Raw genomic sequence first — 14,542 nt, forward strand, 5'->3', positions numbered from 1 at the left:
TTACCCTCAGGCGTATTGCGGGTTGGCTTTGTTCGGATTGATGCCGTACTTCTTGATGGCTTCGGCCACCTTGGCAACCGGCACCTTGCCTTCGTCGGCCAGCGCGCGCAAGGCGGCGACGACGACGAAGTGGCGATCCACTTCGAAGTGCTCGCGCAGCTTGGCGCGGAAATCCGAGCGGCCGAAACCATCGGTGCCCAGCACCTTGTATTCGCGGCCCTTGGGCACGAACGGACGGATCTGGTCCGCAAAGAGCTTCATGTAGTCGGTCGACGCGATGATCGGGCCTTCCGTCTTGGCCAGCTGTTCCGTGACGTAAGCGACCTGCGGCTTCTTCTCGTCGGGGTGCAGCATGTTGTGGCGTTCGGCGTCCAGGCCGTTGCGGCGCAGCTCGGTGAAGCTGGTGACGCTCCAGAGGTCGGAAGCGACATCCCAGTCGGCAGCCAGCAGTTCCTGCGCAGCCATGACTTCGCGCAGGATGGTGCCCGAACCCATGAGCTGCACGCGGTTCTTGCCCTTGCCGTGCGACTTGAGCTTGTACATGCCCTTGATGATGCCTTCCTCGTCGCCCTTGGTCAGACCGGGCTGCGGGTAGTTTTCGTTCATCACCGTCAGGTAGTAGTAGACGTTTTCCTGGTCTTCCACCATGCGCTTCAGACCGTGCTGGATGATCACGGCGAGCTCATGACCGAACGTCGGGTCGTACGACACGCAGTTCGGGATGGTCGAGGCCAGGATGTGGCTGTGGCCGTCTTCGTGCTGCAGGCCTTCGCCGTTCAGCGTCGTGCGGCCGGCAGTGCCGCCCAGCAGGAAGCCGCGCGCCTGCATGTCGCCGGCAGCCCAGGCCAGGTCGCCGATACGCTGGAACCCGAACATCGAGTAGTAGATGAAGAACGGGATCATGATGCGGTTGTTCGAGGAGTACGACGTGGCCGCCGCAATCCACGAGCTCATCGCGCCCGCTTCGTTGATGCCTTCCTGCAGAAGCTGGCCGTCAGCCGCTTCCTTGTAGTACATGACCTGGTCCTTGTCGACCGGGGTGTACTTCTGGCCTTCCGGCGCGTAGATGCCGATCTGGCGGAACAGGCCTTCCATGCCGAAGGTGCGCGATTCGTCGGCCAGGATCGGCACGACGCGCGGACCCAGTTCCTTGTCGCGCAGCACCTGGTTCAGGATGCGCACGAAGGCTTGGGTGGTCGAGATTTCGCGGCCTTCCGCGGTGGGCTCCAGCACGGCTTTGAAGGCGTCCAGCGCGGGGGCCTTCAGTTGCTCGTCGGCCTTGGCGCGGCGGCGCGGCAGGTAGCCGCCCAGCGCGGCGCGGCGCTCGTGCAGGTACTTCATTTCGGGCGAATCTTCGGCCGGCTTGAAGTACGGCAGATCAGCCAGCTTGTCGTCCGGGATCGGGATGCCGAAGCGGTCGCGGAATTCGCGGATGGAATCCAGTTCCAGCTTCTTTTGCTGGTGGGTCGGGTTCTTGGCCTGGCCGACGTGGCCCATGCCGTAGCCCTTGATGGTCTTGGCCAGGATGACGGTCGGCTGGCCGGTGTGGTCGGTGGCCGACTTGAAGGCCGCGTACACCTTGTGGGGATCATGGCCGCCACGGTTCAGGCGCCAGATGTCCTCGTCGCTCATGCGCGACACGGCTTCCAGCAGCTTGGGGTGCTTGCCGAAGAAATGTTCGCGGACGAACTTGCCGTCGTTGGCCTTGTACGCCTGGTACTCGCCGTCGACGGTTTCTTCCATGATCTGGCGCAGGATGCCTTCCTTGTCGTGCGCAAGCAGCGGATCCCAGTAGCCGCCCCAGATCAGCTTGATGACGTTCCAGCCCGAACCGCGGAAGTCGCCTTCCAGTTCCTGGATGATCTTGCCGTTGCCGCGCACCGGGCCGTCCAGGCGCTGCAGGTTGCAGTTGATGACGAAGATCAGGTTGTCGAGCTTTTCACGGGCCGCGAGAGCGATGGCGCCCAGCGACTCGGGTTCGTCCATTTCGCCGTCGCCGCAGAACACCCAGACCTTGCGGTTGCTGGTGTCGGCGATGCCGCGGGCGTGCAGGTACTTCAGGAAGCGGGCCTGGTAGATGGCCATCAGCGGGCCCAGGCCCATCGACACCGTCGGGAACTGCCAGAAGTCCGGCATCAGCTTCGGATGCGGGTACGAGGACAGGCCCTTGCCGTCCACTTCCTGGCGGAAGTGGTTCAGCTGGTCTTCGGTCAGGCGGCCTTCAAGGTAGGCGCGGCCGTACATGCCGGGCGAGGTGTGGCCCTGGAAGTAGACCAGGTCGCCGCCGTGGCCTTCGTCTTCAGCGTGCCAGAAGTGGTTCTGGCCGCAGCCGATCATGGTGGCCAGCGAGGCGAACGACGCGATGTGACCGCCCAGGTCGCCGCCATCGGGCGGGTTGTGCTTGTTGGCCTTGACCACCATGGCCATGGCGTTCCAGCGCACGTACGAGCGGATGCGCGTTTCCAGTTCCAGGTTGCCCGGGTGCGCCGGCTCCAGGCCGGGGGGAATCGTGTTGACGTAAGCGGTATTGGGCGAGAACGGGATGTGAGCGCCGGAGCGACGGGCTTCGTCGATCAGGCGTTCCAGCAGGTAATGGGCGCGCTGCGGTCCTTCGCGATCAAGGACGGCTGCCAGGGCTTCGAGCCACTCCTGGGTTTCAAGGGTGTCTTCGTCGTTGGCGGCCTGAACGGCGCCAGCCTGGGCGTTAGAGGACATCGTGTGTCTCCTGTTGGGGTTCGTCGTGACCACACACCCGCTTATTGATCTACTCGCGGACATTGCATGGTAGCCGGGATCATCCGGGCTACCATGCAATGCATGGGGTCGGGGTGTTCAAAGGACCTGCCAGGGGCGGGTTTCCTGTCAGGCGGCATTCTAAGAAAGAAGATTAACCGGTCGCAAGGAAAATTTCATGTTGCGGTACGGCATTTCATAATGCGGAAAGTTGAACAGAAGCTGAATCGCTGAACGCCATACTTTTTACGGTCTAGGCCGAATGGTGGACTTGATTCCCGGCAATTCCCTCCCAACACGCACTAAAATGCGCGGTCTACCGGCCCCGAATTCCATGTCCAGCGCGCCCAAGTCCAACATACCCACGCCTTTCCACGACCACGCCCGCACCCGGCGGCGCGGGGTGTACTGGGTCACGCCCGCCATGGTGCTGATCCTCTATATCTGTGTGATGGCGGTGTTCTTCTGGCTGCAGCGCATCCATGACGACAGTGTCATGTTTGTCACGATAGACCAGGAGCTGCGTCAGCAACGCCTGATCTGGGTCGTGCTGGCGCTGTCCTGCGTCATTGTCATCAGCCTGCTCATGCTGTGGCGATACACCCGCTTCCGGTCCACCGCCGAGGCCGCGCTCATTGCCGAAACGGGTTTTCGGCGCGCCATGGAAAATTCCATGTCCACGGGCATGCGCGTGCTCGACATGGAGGGCCGCATTGCCTACGTGAACCCCGCCTTCTGCCGGATGATCGGCTGGAACGAGGCCGACCTGATCGGCCGCAGCCCCCCCTTCCCTTATTGGGTGCCGGGTCGCCACGAACAGCACCAGCACACGCTGGACGTGCTGATGTCGGGCAAGACGCCCAGCAGCGGCCTGGAGGTCGAGGCGCAGCGGCGCGACGGCTCGCGCTTCACGGCGCGCATGTATGTGTCCCCGTTGCTGGACCCTAATGGCAACCAGATCGGCTGGATGACGTCCATGACGGACATCACCGAGCCCAAGCGCATCCGCGAGGCCCTGACCGCCGCGCACGAGCGCTTCATGACCGTGCTGGAAGGCCTGGACGACGCCATCTCGGTCACGGCCGACACCCACGACGGGCTGGAACTGCTGTTCGCCAACCGCACGTACCGCCGCGTGTTCGGCGCGCAGACCGGCGGCCACGACGAACTGCTGGCCGGCCGCCGCGGCCGCTTCACCGACGAATCGGTCGAGGTCTTTGCGCCGTCGGTGCAGCGCTGGTTTGAAGTGCACCACCGCATGCTGGCCTGGACGGACGGCCGCCGCGTGCGCATGCAGGTGGCGCGCGACATCACCGAGCGCCGCGGCCACGAGGAAGCGTCGCGTGTTCAGCAGGAAAAGATCCAGCTCACCAGCCGCCTGACCACGATGGGGGAAATGGCCTCGTCGCTGGCGCACGAGCTGAACCAGCCGCTGACGGCCATCGCCAACTACAGCATGGGCGCGGTGGCGCTGGTCAAGGCCGGCCACACCAGTCCCAACATGCTGCTGCCCGCGCTGGAAAAGGCCGCGTCCCAGGCCGAGCGAGCCGGCAAGATCATCAGCCGCATCCGCGAATTCGTGAAGCGCAGCGAGCCGCGCCGCCAGCGCGTCGCCATCGGCCGCATCGTCGACAACGCCATCGGCTTTGCCGAAATCGACGCCCGCAAGCGCCGCATCCGCATCGACAGCTTCGTGCCGTCCAACGCGCCCGACGTCCTGGCCGACCCCATCCTGATCGAACAGGTGTTGCTGAACCTGCTCAAGAACGGACTGGAAGCCATGGAAAAGAGCGAGTCCGACGAGCTTAAGGTTGCCGTAATTCTTCACGAGCAGCATATCGAGGTGGCCGTGGTCGACCGCGGCCACGGCCTTGCCGAACCCGAGCGCCTGTTCGAACCGTTCTTCAGCACCAAGTCGCAGGGCCTGGGCATGGGGCTGAACATCTGCCGTACCATTATCGAATCGCATCACGGCCGCCTGTGGGCTGACCCCAATCCCGCCGGCGGTACTATCTTCCGCTTCACCCTGCCCTGCGCTGCCACCCAGACGCAGGCCCAGAACGATCAGTCCGAGGAGTTGCACGCATGAACACGCCCCACCTGTCGAGCACGGTATTCATTGTCGATGACGACGAAGCGGTCCGCGATTCGCTGCGCTGGCTGCTGGAAGCCAATGGATACCGCGTTCGCGCCTACGCCAGCGGCGAGTCCTTCCTGGAAGACTACGACGCCAGCCAGATCGGCGTGCTGATCGCCGACGTGCGCATGCCCGGCATGAGCGGCCTGGAGCTGCAGGAACAGCTCATCATCCGCAATGCGCCGCTGCCCATCGTGTTCATCACGGGCCACGGCGACGTGCCGATGGCGGTGTCCACCATGAAGAAAGGCGCCGTCGACTTCCTGGAAAAGCCGTTCAACGAATCCGACCTGCGCGAAATCGTGGCGCGCATGCTGGAGCAGGCCACGCAGCGCGTGAGCAAGCACCAGGCCCAGAAGGACCACGAAGCCATGCTGGCCCGCCTGACCGCGCGCGAGCAACAGGTGCTGGAGCGCATCGTCGCCGGCCGCTTGAACAAGCAGATCGCCGACGACCTGGGCATCAGCATCAAGACCGTCGAGGCGCACCGCGCCAACATTATGGAAAAACTTGAAGTGACCACCGTTGCAGATTTGATGAAAGTGGCCTTGGCCAAACCCGAGGCACACGCATGACCGCAAGGATTATTGACGGCGCGGCCCTTTCGCAGCGCATTCGCGAAGAAGTCGCCCAGCGTGTTTCGGCTTTGGCCGAAAAAGGCACCCGCCCCGGCCTTGCCGTCGTGCTGGTCGGCGCGGACCCCGCCTCGCAGGTGTACGTGCGCAACAAGGTCGCGGCCTGCGAAAAGGCCGGACTGCATTCCGTGAAAGAGCAATACCCGGCCGAGATGACCGAGGCCGAACTGCTGGCCCGCATCGACGTGCTGAACCAGGATCCCAGCATCCACGGCATTCTGGTGCAGTTGCCCCTGCCCAAGCACATGGACGCCCACAAGGTCATCGAGGCCATCGCGGCCGAGAAGGACGTTGACGGCTTCCATATCAGCAACGCGGGCCTGCTCATGACCGGGCAGCCGCTGTTCCGTCCCTGCACGCCGTACGGCGTGATGAAGATGCTGGAATCGGAAGGCGTGACGCTGCGCGGCGCTGAGGCCGTCATCGTCGGCGCCAGCAACATCGTGGGCAAGCCCATGGCCATGCTGCTGCTGCAGGCCGGCGCCACCATCACGATCTGCAACTCCAAGACGCGCGACCTGGCGGCCCAGACCCGCCGCGCCGACGTGCTGGTTGTCGCCACCGGCAAGCCCGGCATGATCGACGGCTCGATGATCAAGCCGGGCGCCGTCGTCATCGACGTGGGCATCAACCGCGGCGCCGACGGCAAGCTGTGCGGCGACGTGGACTTTGCTTCCGCCAAGGAAGTGGCCGGCGCGATCACGCCCGTGCCGGGCGGCGTGGGTCCGATGACCATCGCCATGCTGCTGGTCAATACGGTCGAAGCGGCCGAACGCGCTGCCGGGTAAAGCGTAGACCTCGGTGTCTGACACCCGTGTGAGATGCACTTCAGCTTGGACGGGTGCCTCAGGGGTGTCAGACACCTGCCGCGAATTGGTGACGAACACCATCCGGTCCTCGGCGCCGCCGGGCATGGCGCCATCCCCTTGGTCAGGCCTTGCGTTCAGGCCGATCGCCCTCACCTGATCCTTATCGCCTTCGCCGGCGCGCCTGACGCGCCGCCTGCCACTCATCAGCCGGTAACACCATGACCCAGAACCCCCTGCTCGCTCCCGTGTCCGAACTGGTCGATTACGCGGCCGTCAAACCCGCGCACATCGTGCCCGCCGTCGAGGAACTGCTGGGCATTGCCCGCAAGGCCGTCGACCACGCCGCCGACCCCGCGCTCGCGCCCACCTGGGAAGCCGTGGCCGAGCCCCTGGACACCGCGTCCGAGCGCCTGTGGCGCGCCTGGTCGGTGGCTGGCCACCTGAATGCCGTGGTCAACACGCCCGAACTGCGCGAGGCCTATAACGCCGCCCTGCCGCTGGTCACCGAGTTTTCGACCTGGGTCGGCCTGCACGAAGGCCTGTACAAGCAATACCAGCGGCTGGCTGCCGCACCCGACTTCGCGTCCTGGTCGCCGGTGCGCCGCCGCATCGTCGAAATGGCCTTGCGCGATTTCCGCCTGAGCGGCGTCGAACTGCAAGGCGCCGACCGCGAACGCTATGCCGCGATTTCCGACCGCGAGGCGCAGGCGTCGCAGAAGTTTTCTGAAAACGTGCTGGATTCCATCGATGCGTGGTCGCTGATCGTTGAAGACGAAAACCGCCTGGCCGGCGTTCCGGCGGACGTGATTGCCGCCGCGCGCGCCGCAGCCGAGGAAGACGGCAAGGCCGGCTGGAAGCTCACGCTGAAGATGCCCTGCTACCTGCCCGTCATGCAGTACGCGAAGGACCGCTCGCTGCGCGAGGCGCTGTACCGTGGCTACGGCACGGTCGCGTCCGAACAGGGCGACGCCAAGTTCGACAACTCCCCGCTGATCGAAGAACTGCTGGCGCTGCGCGCCGAGGAATCGGGCCTGCTGGGCCTGGGCACCTTCGCCGCGCTGCGCCTGCAGACGCGCATGGCCCGCGACGCCAAGGAAGTCACCGTGTTTCTGCGCGACCTGGCCGCCCGCGCCAAACCGTACGCGCAGCGGGATCTGGCGGAACTTACCGCCTACGCCACCGGCGAGCTGGGGCTGGACAGCCTGCAGCCCTGGGACGTGGCCTACGCCTCGGAACGCCTGCGTGAATCGCGCTACGCGTATTCCGAAGACGAGGTGAAGCAATACTTCACCGAACCGCGCGTGCTGGCGGGCCTGTTTGACGTCATCCAGACCCTGTTCGGCGTGCGCCTGACGGAAACGCCCGTGTCGTCCTGGCATGGCGACGTGCGCGGTGTGCGGGTCGAAAGCCCCGAAGGCGCGCTGATCGGCCACCTTTATCTGGACCTGTACGCGCGCGCCGGCAAGCAGAACGGCGCCTGGGTCGACAGCGAGCGTACGCGCCGCGTCGTGGCCGGCAAGGTGCAGACGCCGATCGCGTACCTGACCTGCAATTTCTCGCGTCCCAACGGCGACCGTCCGGCCGTGCTGACACACGACGACGTCATCACCCTCTTCCACGAAACCGGCCACGCGCTGCACGCGCTGCTGTCCGAAGTCGACGAGCCCGGCGCCGCGGCGTTTGCCAGCGTGGAATGGGACGCCATCGAACTGCCCTCGCAGTTCATGGAGAACTTCTGCTGGGAATGGGCCGTGGTGCAGAAGCTGTCGGCGCACGTGGACACCGGCGAGCCGCTGCCGCGCGCGCTCTACGACCGCCTGGTCGCCGCCCGCAATTACCAGAGCGGCATGCAGACCGTGCGCCAGATTGAATTCGCGCTGTTCGACATGCTGATGCACGATCGCAGCAAGGGCGCGTCGATTTCCGAGGTGCTGGCGCTGTTGCAGGAAGTGCGCAAGGAAGTTGCCGTGCTGTTCCCGCCCGAATGGCATCGCCTGCCGCACGCCTTCTCGCACCTGTTCGCGGGTGGTTATGGCGCGGGCTACTACAGCTACAAGTGGGCCGAAGTGCTGTCGGCGGATGCGTACGAGGCCTTCGAGGAAGCCGCCGCCAGGCAGGCCGGCAACGCGCTGGGCACGCTGGATCCGGAGACGGGTGCGCGCTTCCGCCGCGAAGTGCTGGCCGTCGGCGGCTCGCGCCCGGCGGCCGAATCGTTCGCCGCATTCCGCGGCCGCGCGCCGCGCATTGACGCGCTGCTGCGTCATAGCGGGATGACGGCGAGCTGATGGCGATGTCAGACACCTGACGCCTGTCGCACGCCGCGCCTGCCAAGACGGCCCGCCATCGCGCGGGCCGTTTTTTTGCTCCGGACTTGCGCGGGCACAAGGCATGGCGGCCGTATGCCACTCTCCTCAGATCCTGCAGGTAGAATCCGAAAGGTTTACCCCCTTCCGGCTACTGGACCCATGCGACACCTGATTCCCGGCCGCTTCTTTCGCGGACTGCTGCTGAGCTTGTGTGTGTTTCTTGCCGCCTGCGGCGACAGGAACGTGGACTGGACGCTTTACAACGTCAAGGGCCACCTGCCCGACCTGAAGTTCTCGCTGCCCGGCGCGGGCGGCAAGACGGTCAGCAGCGACGACCTGAAGGGCAAGACGGTGCTGCTGTTTTTCGGCTACGCCAGTTGCCCGGACATCTGCCCGACGACCATGGCGCAGCTGACCGCGGTGCTGCAGAACCTGGGCGACAAGGCCAAGGACGTGCGCATCCTGTTCGTCAGCGTGGACCCGCACCGCGACACGCCGGACATCCTGCAGGCCTACGTCAACGCCTTCAACAACAACGCCATTGGCGTGACGGGCAACGAACGGCAGGTGGCTGACCTGGCGCGCCGCTATCGCGTGGCCTACCAGATCGAAAAGCCCCGGCCGGGTGACGACGCCGACATGTACGAGGTGACGCACAGCCGCGGCGTGTACATCTTCGACAAGGACGGCAAGGCGCGCCTGCTGGCCTCAGACACCGACAGCATCGAGACGCTGACCAAGGACGTGCGCCAGCTCATCGACCTGACCTCCTGACGCGGCGCGCTGGTCCGCACACCAGTTGTTACAACGGTGGCGTACGGGGTGCGGGTATCCGTGGGTATCATCGATCCACTTCGCCCCCTTTTCCCTAGTAAGGAGTACGCGCATGAGCATCATCATCATGATCATCGTCGGGTTCATCGTGGGTCTGATCGCCCGCGCCATCATGCCCGGGGACCAGAACATGGGGATCATCATGACCACCATTCTGGGCATCATCGGCGCCGTCGTTGCCGGCTTCCTCGGCCAGTCGCTGGGGTGGTACCAGCCCGGCGAACCCGCTGGCTGGATCGGATCCGTGGTCGGCGCGATCATCGTGCTGTTCGTGGTGGGCCTGATCGCCAAGAAGCGCACCTGACGTCTGCGTCCTGCATGCAAAGAAAAACGGGCCGATCGCGAGATCGGCCCGTTTTGCATTGCAGGCGCCAGGAATGGCCCTATAAGCAGCCCATAAGCGGCGCCCAGCGCGCCGCTCCTGGTAGCGTCAGCCCGCCGGCGTGACCGGCGCAGCAGGCGCCGCCGCCGTACGTTCCGTCCACCCGCCGCCCAGCACCTTGTACAGCGTGACCAGATTGGTCAGACGCGCCAGACGCGTGTCGACCAGCGCCTGCTGCGAGGTATAGAGCGAGCGCTGCGAATCCAGCACGCTCAGGTAGTCGTCGATGCCCTGCCGGAAACGTTGCTCCGACGCGTCATACGCGCGCTGATTGGCGTCCACCAGCAGGCGTTGGGCCTGGATCTGCTCGTCCAGCGTGCCGCGGCCGGCCAGCGCATCCGCGACTTCGCGGAAACCCGTCTGGATCGACTTTTCGTACTGGGCCACCTGGATGTTCTTCTGCACTTTCGCCAGGTCCAGCCCCGCCAGCAGCGAGCCGCCCGCGAAGATCGGCACGGTGATCTGGGGCACGAAGCTCCACGCCCCCGAACCGCCGTCGAACAAGCCGCCCAGGCTGGCGCTGGCGGTGCCGGCCGAACCCGTCAGGCTGATGGTCGGGAAGAATGCCGCACGCGCCGCGCCGATGTTGGCGTTGGCGCCCTTGAGCTGATGCTCTGCCGCGCGGATGTCCGGGCGGCGGGTCAGCAGGTCGGACGGCAGGCCGGCGGGCAGCGTGGTCGGCAGCATGCTGTCGTCCAGCTTGACTGCGTTGTCCAACGCCGTGGCCATCTGCGGCGACAGCGGCTGACCGACCAGCAGCACGAGCGCATTGCGGTCCTGCGCGGCCTGGCGCGTGTATTGCGACAGGTTGCGTTGGGCCGTGCGCAGCGAGACTTCGGCCTGGCTCAGGTCCAGCGCCGTGGACAGGCCCTGGTCGTAGCTCTGCTTGGTCAGGTTGTAGGAATCTTCCTGGCTCTTGAGCGTGTCGCGCGTCAGGCTGAGCAGCTCCTGATCCGCGCGCAGCGTCAGGTAAGCATTCGCCACCTCGGCGATCAGCGTGAGCTGCGTCGCCGTGCGCGTCTCGTCCAGCGCCAGGTAGGATTCCAGCGCCTGATCGCTCAGGCTGCGGATGCGGCCGAAGAGGTCCAGTTCCCAGGCGGATATGGCAGCGCCAACCTGATAGCTGTGGCTGGTGGTGGCCTGGCCGCTGGGCGACAGGTCGGCCGGCGTGCGCTGGGCAGAGCCCTGCCCGGCCACGCCGATGCTGGGCGCCAGGTCGGCGCGCTGGATGCGGTACTGCGCGCGCGCGGCCTCGACGTTCAGCGCCGCCACCCGCAGGTCGCGGTTGTTGACGAGCGACTGCTCGATCAGCTGTTGCAGCAGCGGATCGCCGAAAAAGTCGCGCCAGCCGATGTCGGCCACGGCCATGCCGCCCGGCGCGGCCGCCTGGGCCGCGTTGTAGGCGGCGCCCGTGGGATACGCGGCGTCGATGGGCGCATCGGGACGCTCGTACGTGGGGGCCAGCGAGCAGCCCGCCAGGGCCGCCGCCAGGGATACAGACAGCAAGGTTCTCATCTGGAGTTTCATTACGGTTGACCCTCCGCCGGCACGTCGTGCGGCCCCTTGGCGCTGGTGTCGTGCTTGTCGACGTTTTCGCTCATGCGCTTGACCTTGAACACGCGCAGCATGATGACGAAGAAGGCCGGGACGAAGAAGATGGCCAGGAACGTGCCGGTCAGCATGCCGCCGATCACGCCCGTGCCGATGGCGTTCTGGCTGCCCGAGCCCGCACCGCTGGAAATCGCCAGCGGGGTCACGCCCAGGATGAACGCCAGGGACGTCATCAGGATGGGACGCAGACGCTGACGGGCGGCGTGGATGGCCGACTCGGTCAGGCTGGCGCCCGCTTCATAGTGCTCCTTCGCGAACTCCACGATCAGGATGGCGTTTTTGGCCGCCAGCCCGATTGTCGTCAAGAGACCCACCTGGAAGAACACGTCGTTGGACAGACCACGCAGCAGCGTCGCCAGCAGCGCGCCGATGATCCCCAGCGGCACCACCAGCATGACCGCGGACGGAATGGTCCAGCTTTCATAGAGCGCCGCCAGGCACAGGAACACCACGATGAGCGAGATCGCGTACAGCGCGGGCGCCTGGGCGCCGGACAGGCGTTCTTCGAACGACAGGCCGGTCCATTCGAAACCGACGCCGACCGGCAACTTGGCCGCCAGGCGTTCCATTTCTTCCATGGCTGCGCCCGAGCTGTAGCCCGGCGCCGCCTGGCCCTGGATGTTGTACGACGGCACACCGTTGTAGCGGTTCAGCTTCTGCGGACCGAAGCTCCACGTTGCGCTGGAGAACGCCGAGAACGGGACCATGTCGCCATCCTTGTTGCGCACGTACCATTTGTTCAGGTCTTCCGGCAGCATGCGCGAGGATGCCTCGCCCTGCGCGAACACCTTCTTGACGCGGCCACGGTCGATGAAGTCGTTGACGTACGACGAACCCCATGCGGTGGCGAGCGTGCTGTTGATGTCCGACACGGCCACGCCCAGGGCGCGGGCCTTTTCGCGGTCGATGTCCAGCTGGTACTGCGGCGCGTCTTCGATGCCGTTGGGACGCACGCCCGCCAGCACCGGGCTCTTGCCGGCCTCGCCCAGCAACTGGTTGCGCGCGGCAAGCAGCTTCTCGTGGCCCACGCCGGCACGGTCCATCAGCTGGAAGTCAAAGCCGGTGACGTTGCCCAGTTCCATGACGGAAGGCGGCGGCACGACGAACAGTTGCGCGCGGCGTTCCGTCTTGGCGAAGTGCGCGTTGGCGCGCCCCGCCACGGCGGCAGCCTTCAGGCTGGCGTCGCCGCGCTCTTCCCAGTCGCGCAGCTTGATGAACAGGATGGACGCGTTCTGGCCGCGGCCGCCGAAGTTGAAGCCGTTGACCGCGAACACCGAGGTGACGGCGTCCTTTTCTTCGGTCAGCAGGTACTTGGTGGCGTCGTCGATGACGGCCTTGGTGGCTTCAGCGGTGGCGCCGGCCGGCGTCTGGATCTGGGCGAACAGGATGCCCTGGTCTTCGGCCGGCAGGAACGCGGTCGGGATGCGGGTGAACATCCAGCCCATCGCGATGACCAGCGCCAGGTAGACGACCATCAGGCGCTTGGTGCGGTTCAGGCCGCGGGCGACGGTATTGGCGTAACCGTTGCTGCTGCGCTCGAACGTGCGGTTGAACCAGCCGAAAAAGCCCTTCTTGGCGCCGTGATGGCCCTTCGGAATGGGCTTGAGCAGCGTCGCGCAAAGCGCCGGCGTGAACACGATGGCGACGATCACGGACAGCACCATCGAGGACACGATCGTGATCGAGAACTGCCGGTAGATCACGCCCGTGGAGCCGCCGAAGAACGCCATCGGCACGAACACGGCCGCCAGCACCATCGCGATGCCGATCAGGGCGCCGGTGATCTGGCTCATGGATTTGCGTGTCGCCTGCTTGGGCGTGAGCCCCTCTTCGGCCATCACCCGCTCGACGTTTTCGACCACCACGATGGCGTCGTCAACGAGCAGGCCGATGGCCAGCACCATCCCGAACATCGTCAAGGTGTTGATGGAATAGCCGAACGCCGCCAGCACGCCGAACGTGCCCAGCAGCACCACCGGCACGGCCAGCGTGGGAATGATGGTGGCGCGGAAGTTCTGCAGGAAGAGATACATCACCAGGAACACCAGGATGATGGCTTCGACCAGCGTCTTGAACACTTCATGGATCGACAGGCTGACGAACGGCGTCGTGTCGTACGGATAGACGACGTCCATGCCCGGCGGGAAATACGGCTTGAGGTTGTTGATGGTGTCGCGCACCGCCTGCGCCGTGTCCAGCGCGTTGGCGCCCGGCGCCAGCTTGATGGCCAGGCCGGAAGCGGGATTGCCGTTGTAGAAGCTGTCGATGGCGTAGGTCTGGCCGCCCAGTTCGATGCGCGAGACATCACGCAGGCGCACCTGCGAACCGTCGGAATTGACCTTCAGCAGGATCTGGCCGAAGTCCTCGGCCGTCTGCAGGCGCGACGGGCCGATGATGGTGGCGTTGAGCTGCTGGCCGCGCACGGACGGCAGGCCGCCCAATTGCCCGGACGAGACCTGGACGTTCTGTTCCTTGATGGCGGTGGTGACGTCGACCGTGGTCAGCCCGTAATTGACGAGCTTGGCCGGGTCCAGCCAGATCCGCATCGCGTACTGCGAGCCGAAAAGCTGGAAGTCGCCCACGCCCTGCGTACGGCTGATGGGATCCTGGACGTACGACGCGACGTAGTCGGCCAGGTCGTCCTTGGTCATCGTGCCGTCGGTGGACACGAAGCCGGCCACGATCAGGAAGTTCTTCGTGGCCTTGGTGACGCGGATGCCCTGCTGCTGCACTTCCTGCGGCAGAAGCGGCTGCGCCAGCGCTAGCTTGTTCTGGACCTGCACCTGCGCGGTGTCGGGGTTGGTGCCCTGCTTGAAGGTCAGCGTGATGGACATGCTGCCGTCGGAGTTGCTTTCCGACGAGATGTACTGCAGGCCGTCAAGACCGTTCATCTGCTGCTCGATCACCTGCACCACGGTGTCCTGCACGGTCTGCGCGGACGCGCCCGGGTAGGTCACCGCGATGCCGATGGCGGGCGGCGCGATGTTGGGGTACTGGGCGACCGGAAGCTGCAGGATGGACAGCGCGCCGGCCAGCATCAGCACGATCGCGATCACCCAGGCAAAAACCGGCCTGTCGATAAAAAACTTTGCCAT

At 65.4% G+C, this 14,542-nt stretch carries 9 protein-coding genes; 6 read left to right on the top strand and 3 right to left on the bottom strand.

Features of this window, described 5'->3' with window-relative positions:
- Positions 1-6: 6 nt before the first annotated feature.
- A complete protein-coding gene (gene aceE, locus AC6CIE_RS08795; protein WP_175138964.1) occupies positions 7-2,715 on the bottom strand; it encodes a pyruvate dehydrogenase (acetyl-transferring), homodimeric type in 2,709 nt (902 codons plus the stop codon).
- 352 nt (positions 2,716-3,067) lie between these two features.
- Here aceE and AC6CIE_RS08800 point away from each other — a divergent pair, with 352 nt between their 5' ends.
- The 6 genes from AC6CIE_RS08800 (at position 3,068) to AC6CIE_RS08825 (ending at position 9,758) form a co-directional block, all read left to right on the top strand.
- Complete coding sequence (locus tag AC6CIE_RS08800) at positions 3,068-4,822, top strand: PAS domain-containing sensor histidine kinase (protein WP_105238467.1); 1,755 nt, start codon at positions 3,068-3,070, stop codon at positions 4,820-4,822.
- Positions 4,819-5,445 carry a response regulator transcription factor gene (locus tag AC6CIE_RS08805; RefSeq protein ID WP_056570132.1) on the top strand — a complete coding sequence of 209 codons (627 nt, stop codon included), beginning with the start codon at positions 4,819-4,821 and terminating at the stop codon, positions 5,443-5,445. The genes AC6CIE_RS08800 and AC6CIE_RS08805 overlap by 4 nt, the downstream gene beginning before the upstream one ends.
- Complete coding sequence (folD, locus tag AC6CIE_RS08810; RefSeq protein WP_175126081.1) at positions 5,442-6,293, top strand: bifunctional methylenetetrahydrofolate dehydrogenase/methenyltetrahydrofolate cyclohydrolase FolD; 852 nt, start codon at positions 5,442-5,444, stop codon at positions 6,291-6,293. Before AC6CIE_RS08805 ends, folD begins: the two co-directional genes overlap by 4 nt.
- A 239-nt stretch (positions 6,294-6,532) precedes the next feature.
- Positions 6,533-8,599, top strand: a complete 2,067-nt coding sequence (locus AC6CIE_RS08815; protein ID WP_498092015.1) for a M3 family metallopeptidase — start codon at positions 6,533-6,535, stop codon at positions 8,597-8,599.
- A gap of 180 nt (positions 8,600-8,779) precedes the next feature.
- Entirely contained in the window at positions 8,780-9,394 is a 615-nt protein-coding gene (locus AC6CIE_RS08820; RefSeq protein WP_175185180.1) for an SCO family protein, read from the top strand.
- A 112-nt stretch (positions 9,395-9,506) separates the two neighbouring features.
- On the top strand, positions 9,507-9,758 hold the full coding sequence (locus tag AC6CIE_RS08825) for a GlsB/YeaQ/YmgE family stress response membrane protein (protein ID WP_008158223.1): 252 nt from the start codon (positions 9,507-9,509) through the stop codon (positions 9,756-9,758).
- 126 nt (positions 9,759-9,884) lie between these two features.
- Here AC6CIE_RS08825 and adeC read toward each other — a convergent pair whose 3' ends face one another.
- Complete coding sequence (gene adeC, locus AC6CIE_RS08830) at positions 9,885-11,363, bottom strand: AdeC/AdeK/OprM family multidrug efflux complex outer membrane factor (protein ID WP_286939233.1); 1,479 nt, start codon at positions 11,361-11,363, stop codon at positions 9,885-9,887.
- On the bottom strand, positions 11,363-14,542 hold the full coding sequence (locus AC6CIE_RS08835) for an efflux RND transporter permease subunit (RefSeq protein WP_175185178.1): 3,180 nt from the start codon (positions 14,540-14,542) through the stop codon (positions 11,363-11,365). The genes adeC and AC6CIE_RS08835 overlap by 1 nt, the downstream gene beginning before the upstream one ends.

The sequence above is a fragment of the Achromobacter sp. GQ309 genome (genome assembly GCF_059759315.1).

Coding starts and splice junctions, on each gene's coding strand:
- aceE (WP_175138964.1), bottom strand. CDS start 2,715: ATGTCCTCTAACGCCCAGGCTGGCGCCGTTCAGGCCGCCAACGACGAA.
- AC6CIE_RS08815 (WP_498092015.1), top strand. CDS start 6,533: ATGACCCAGAACCCCCTGCTCGCTCCCGTGTCCGAACTGGTCGATTAC.
- AC6CIE_RS08800 (WP_105238467.1), top strand. CDS start 3,068: ATGTCCAGCGCGCCCAAGTCCAACATACCCACGCCTTTCCACGACCAC.
- adeC (WP_286939233.1), bottom strand. CDS start 11,363: ATGAAACTCCAGATGAGAACCTTGCTGTCTGTATCCCTGGCGGCGGCC.
- AC6CIE_RS08835 (WP_175185178.1), bottom strand. CDS start 14,542: ATGGCAAAGTTTTTTATCGACAGGCCGGTTTTTGCCTGGGTGATCGCG.
- AC6CIE_RS08820 (WP_175185180.1), top strand. CDS start 8,780: ATGCGACACCTGATTCCCGGCCGCTTCTTTCGCGGACTGCTGCTGAGC.
- folD (WP_175126081.1), top strand. CDS start 5,442: ATGACCGCAAGGATTATTGACGGCGCGGCCCTTTCGCAGCGCATTCGC.
- AC6CIE_RS08805 (WP_056570132.1), top strand. CDS start 4,819: ATGAACACGCCCCACCTGTCGAGCACGGTATTCATTGTCGATGACGAC.
- AC6CIE_RS08825 (WP_008158223.1), top strand. CDS start 9,507: ATGAGCATCATCATCATGATCATCGTCGGGTTCATCGTGGGTCTGATC.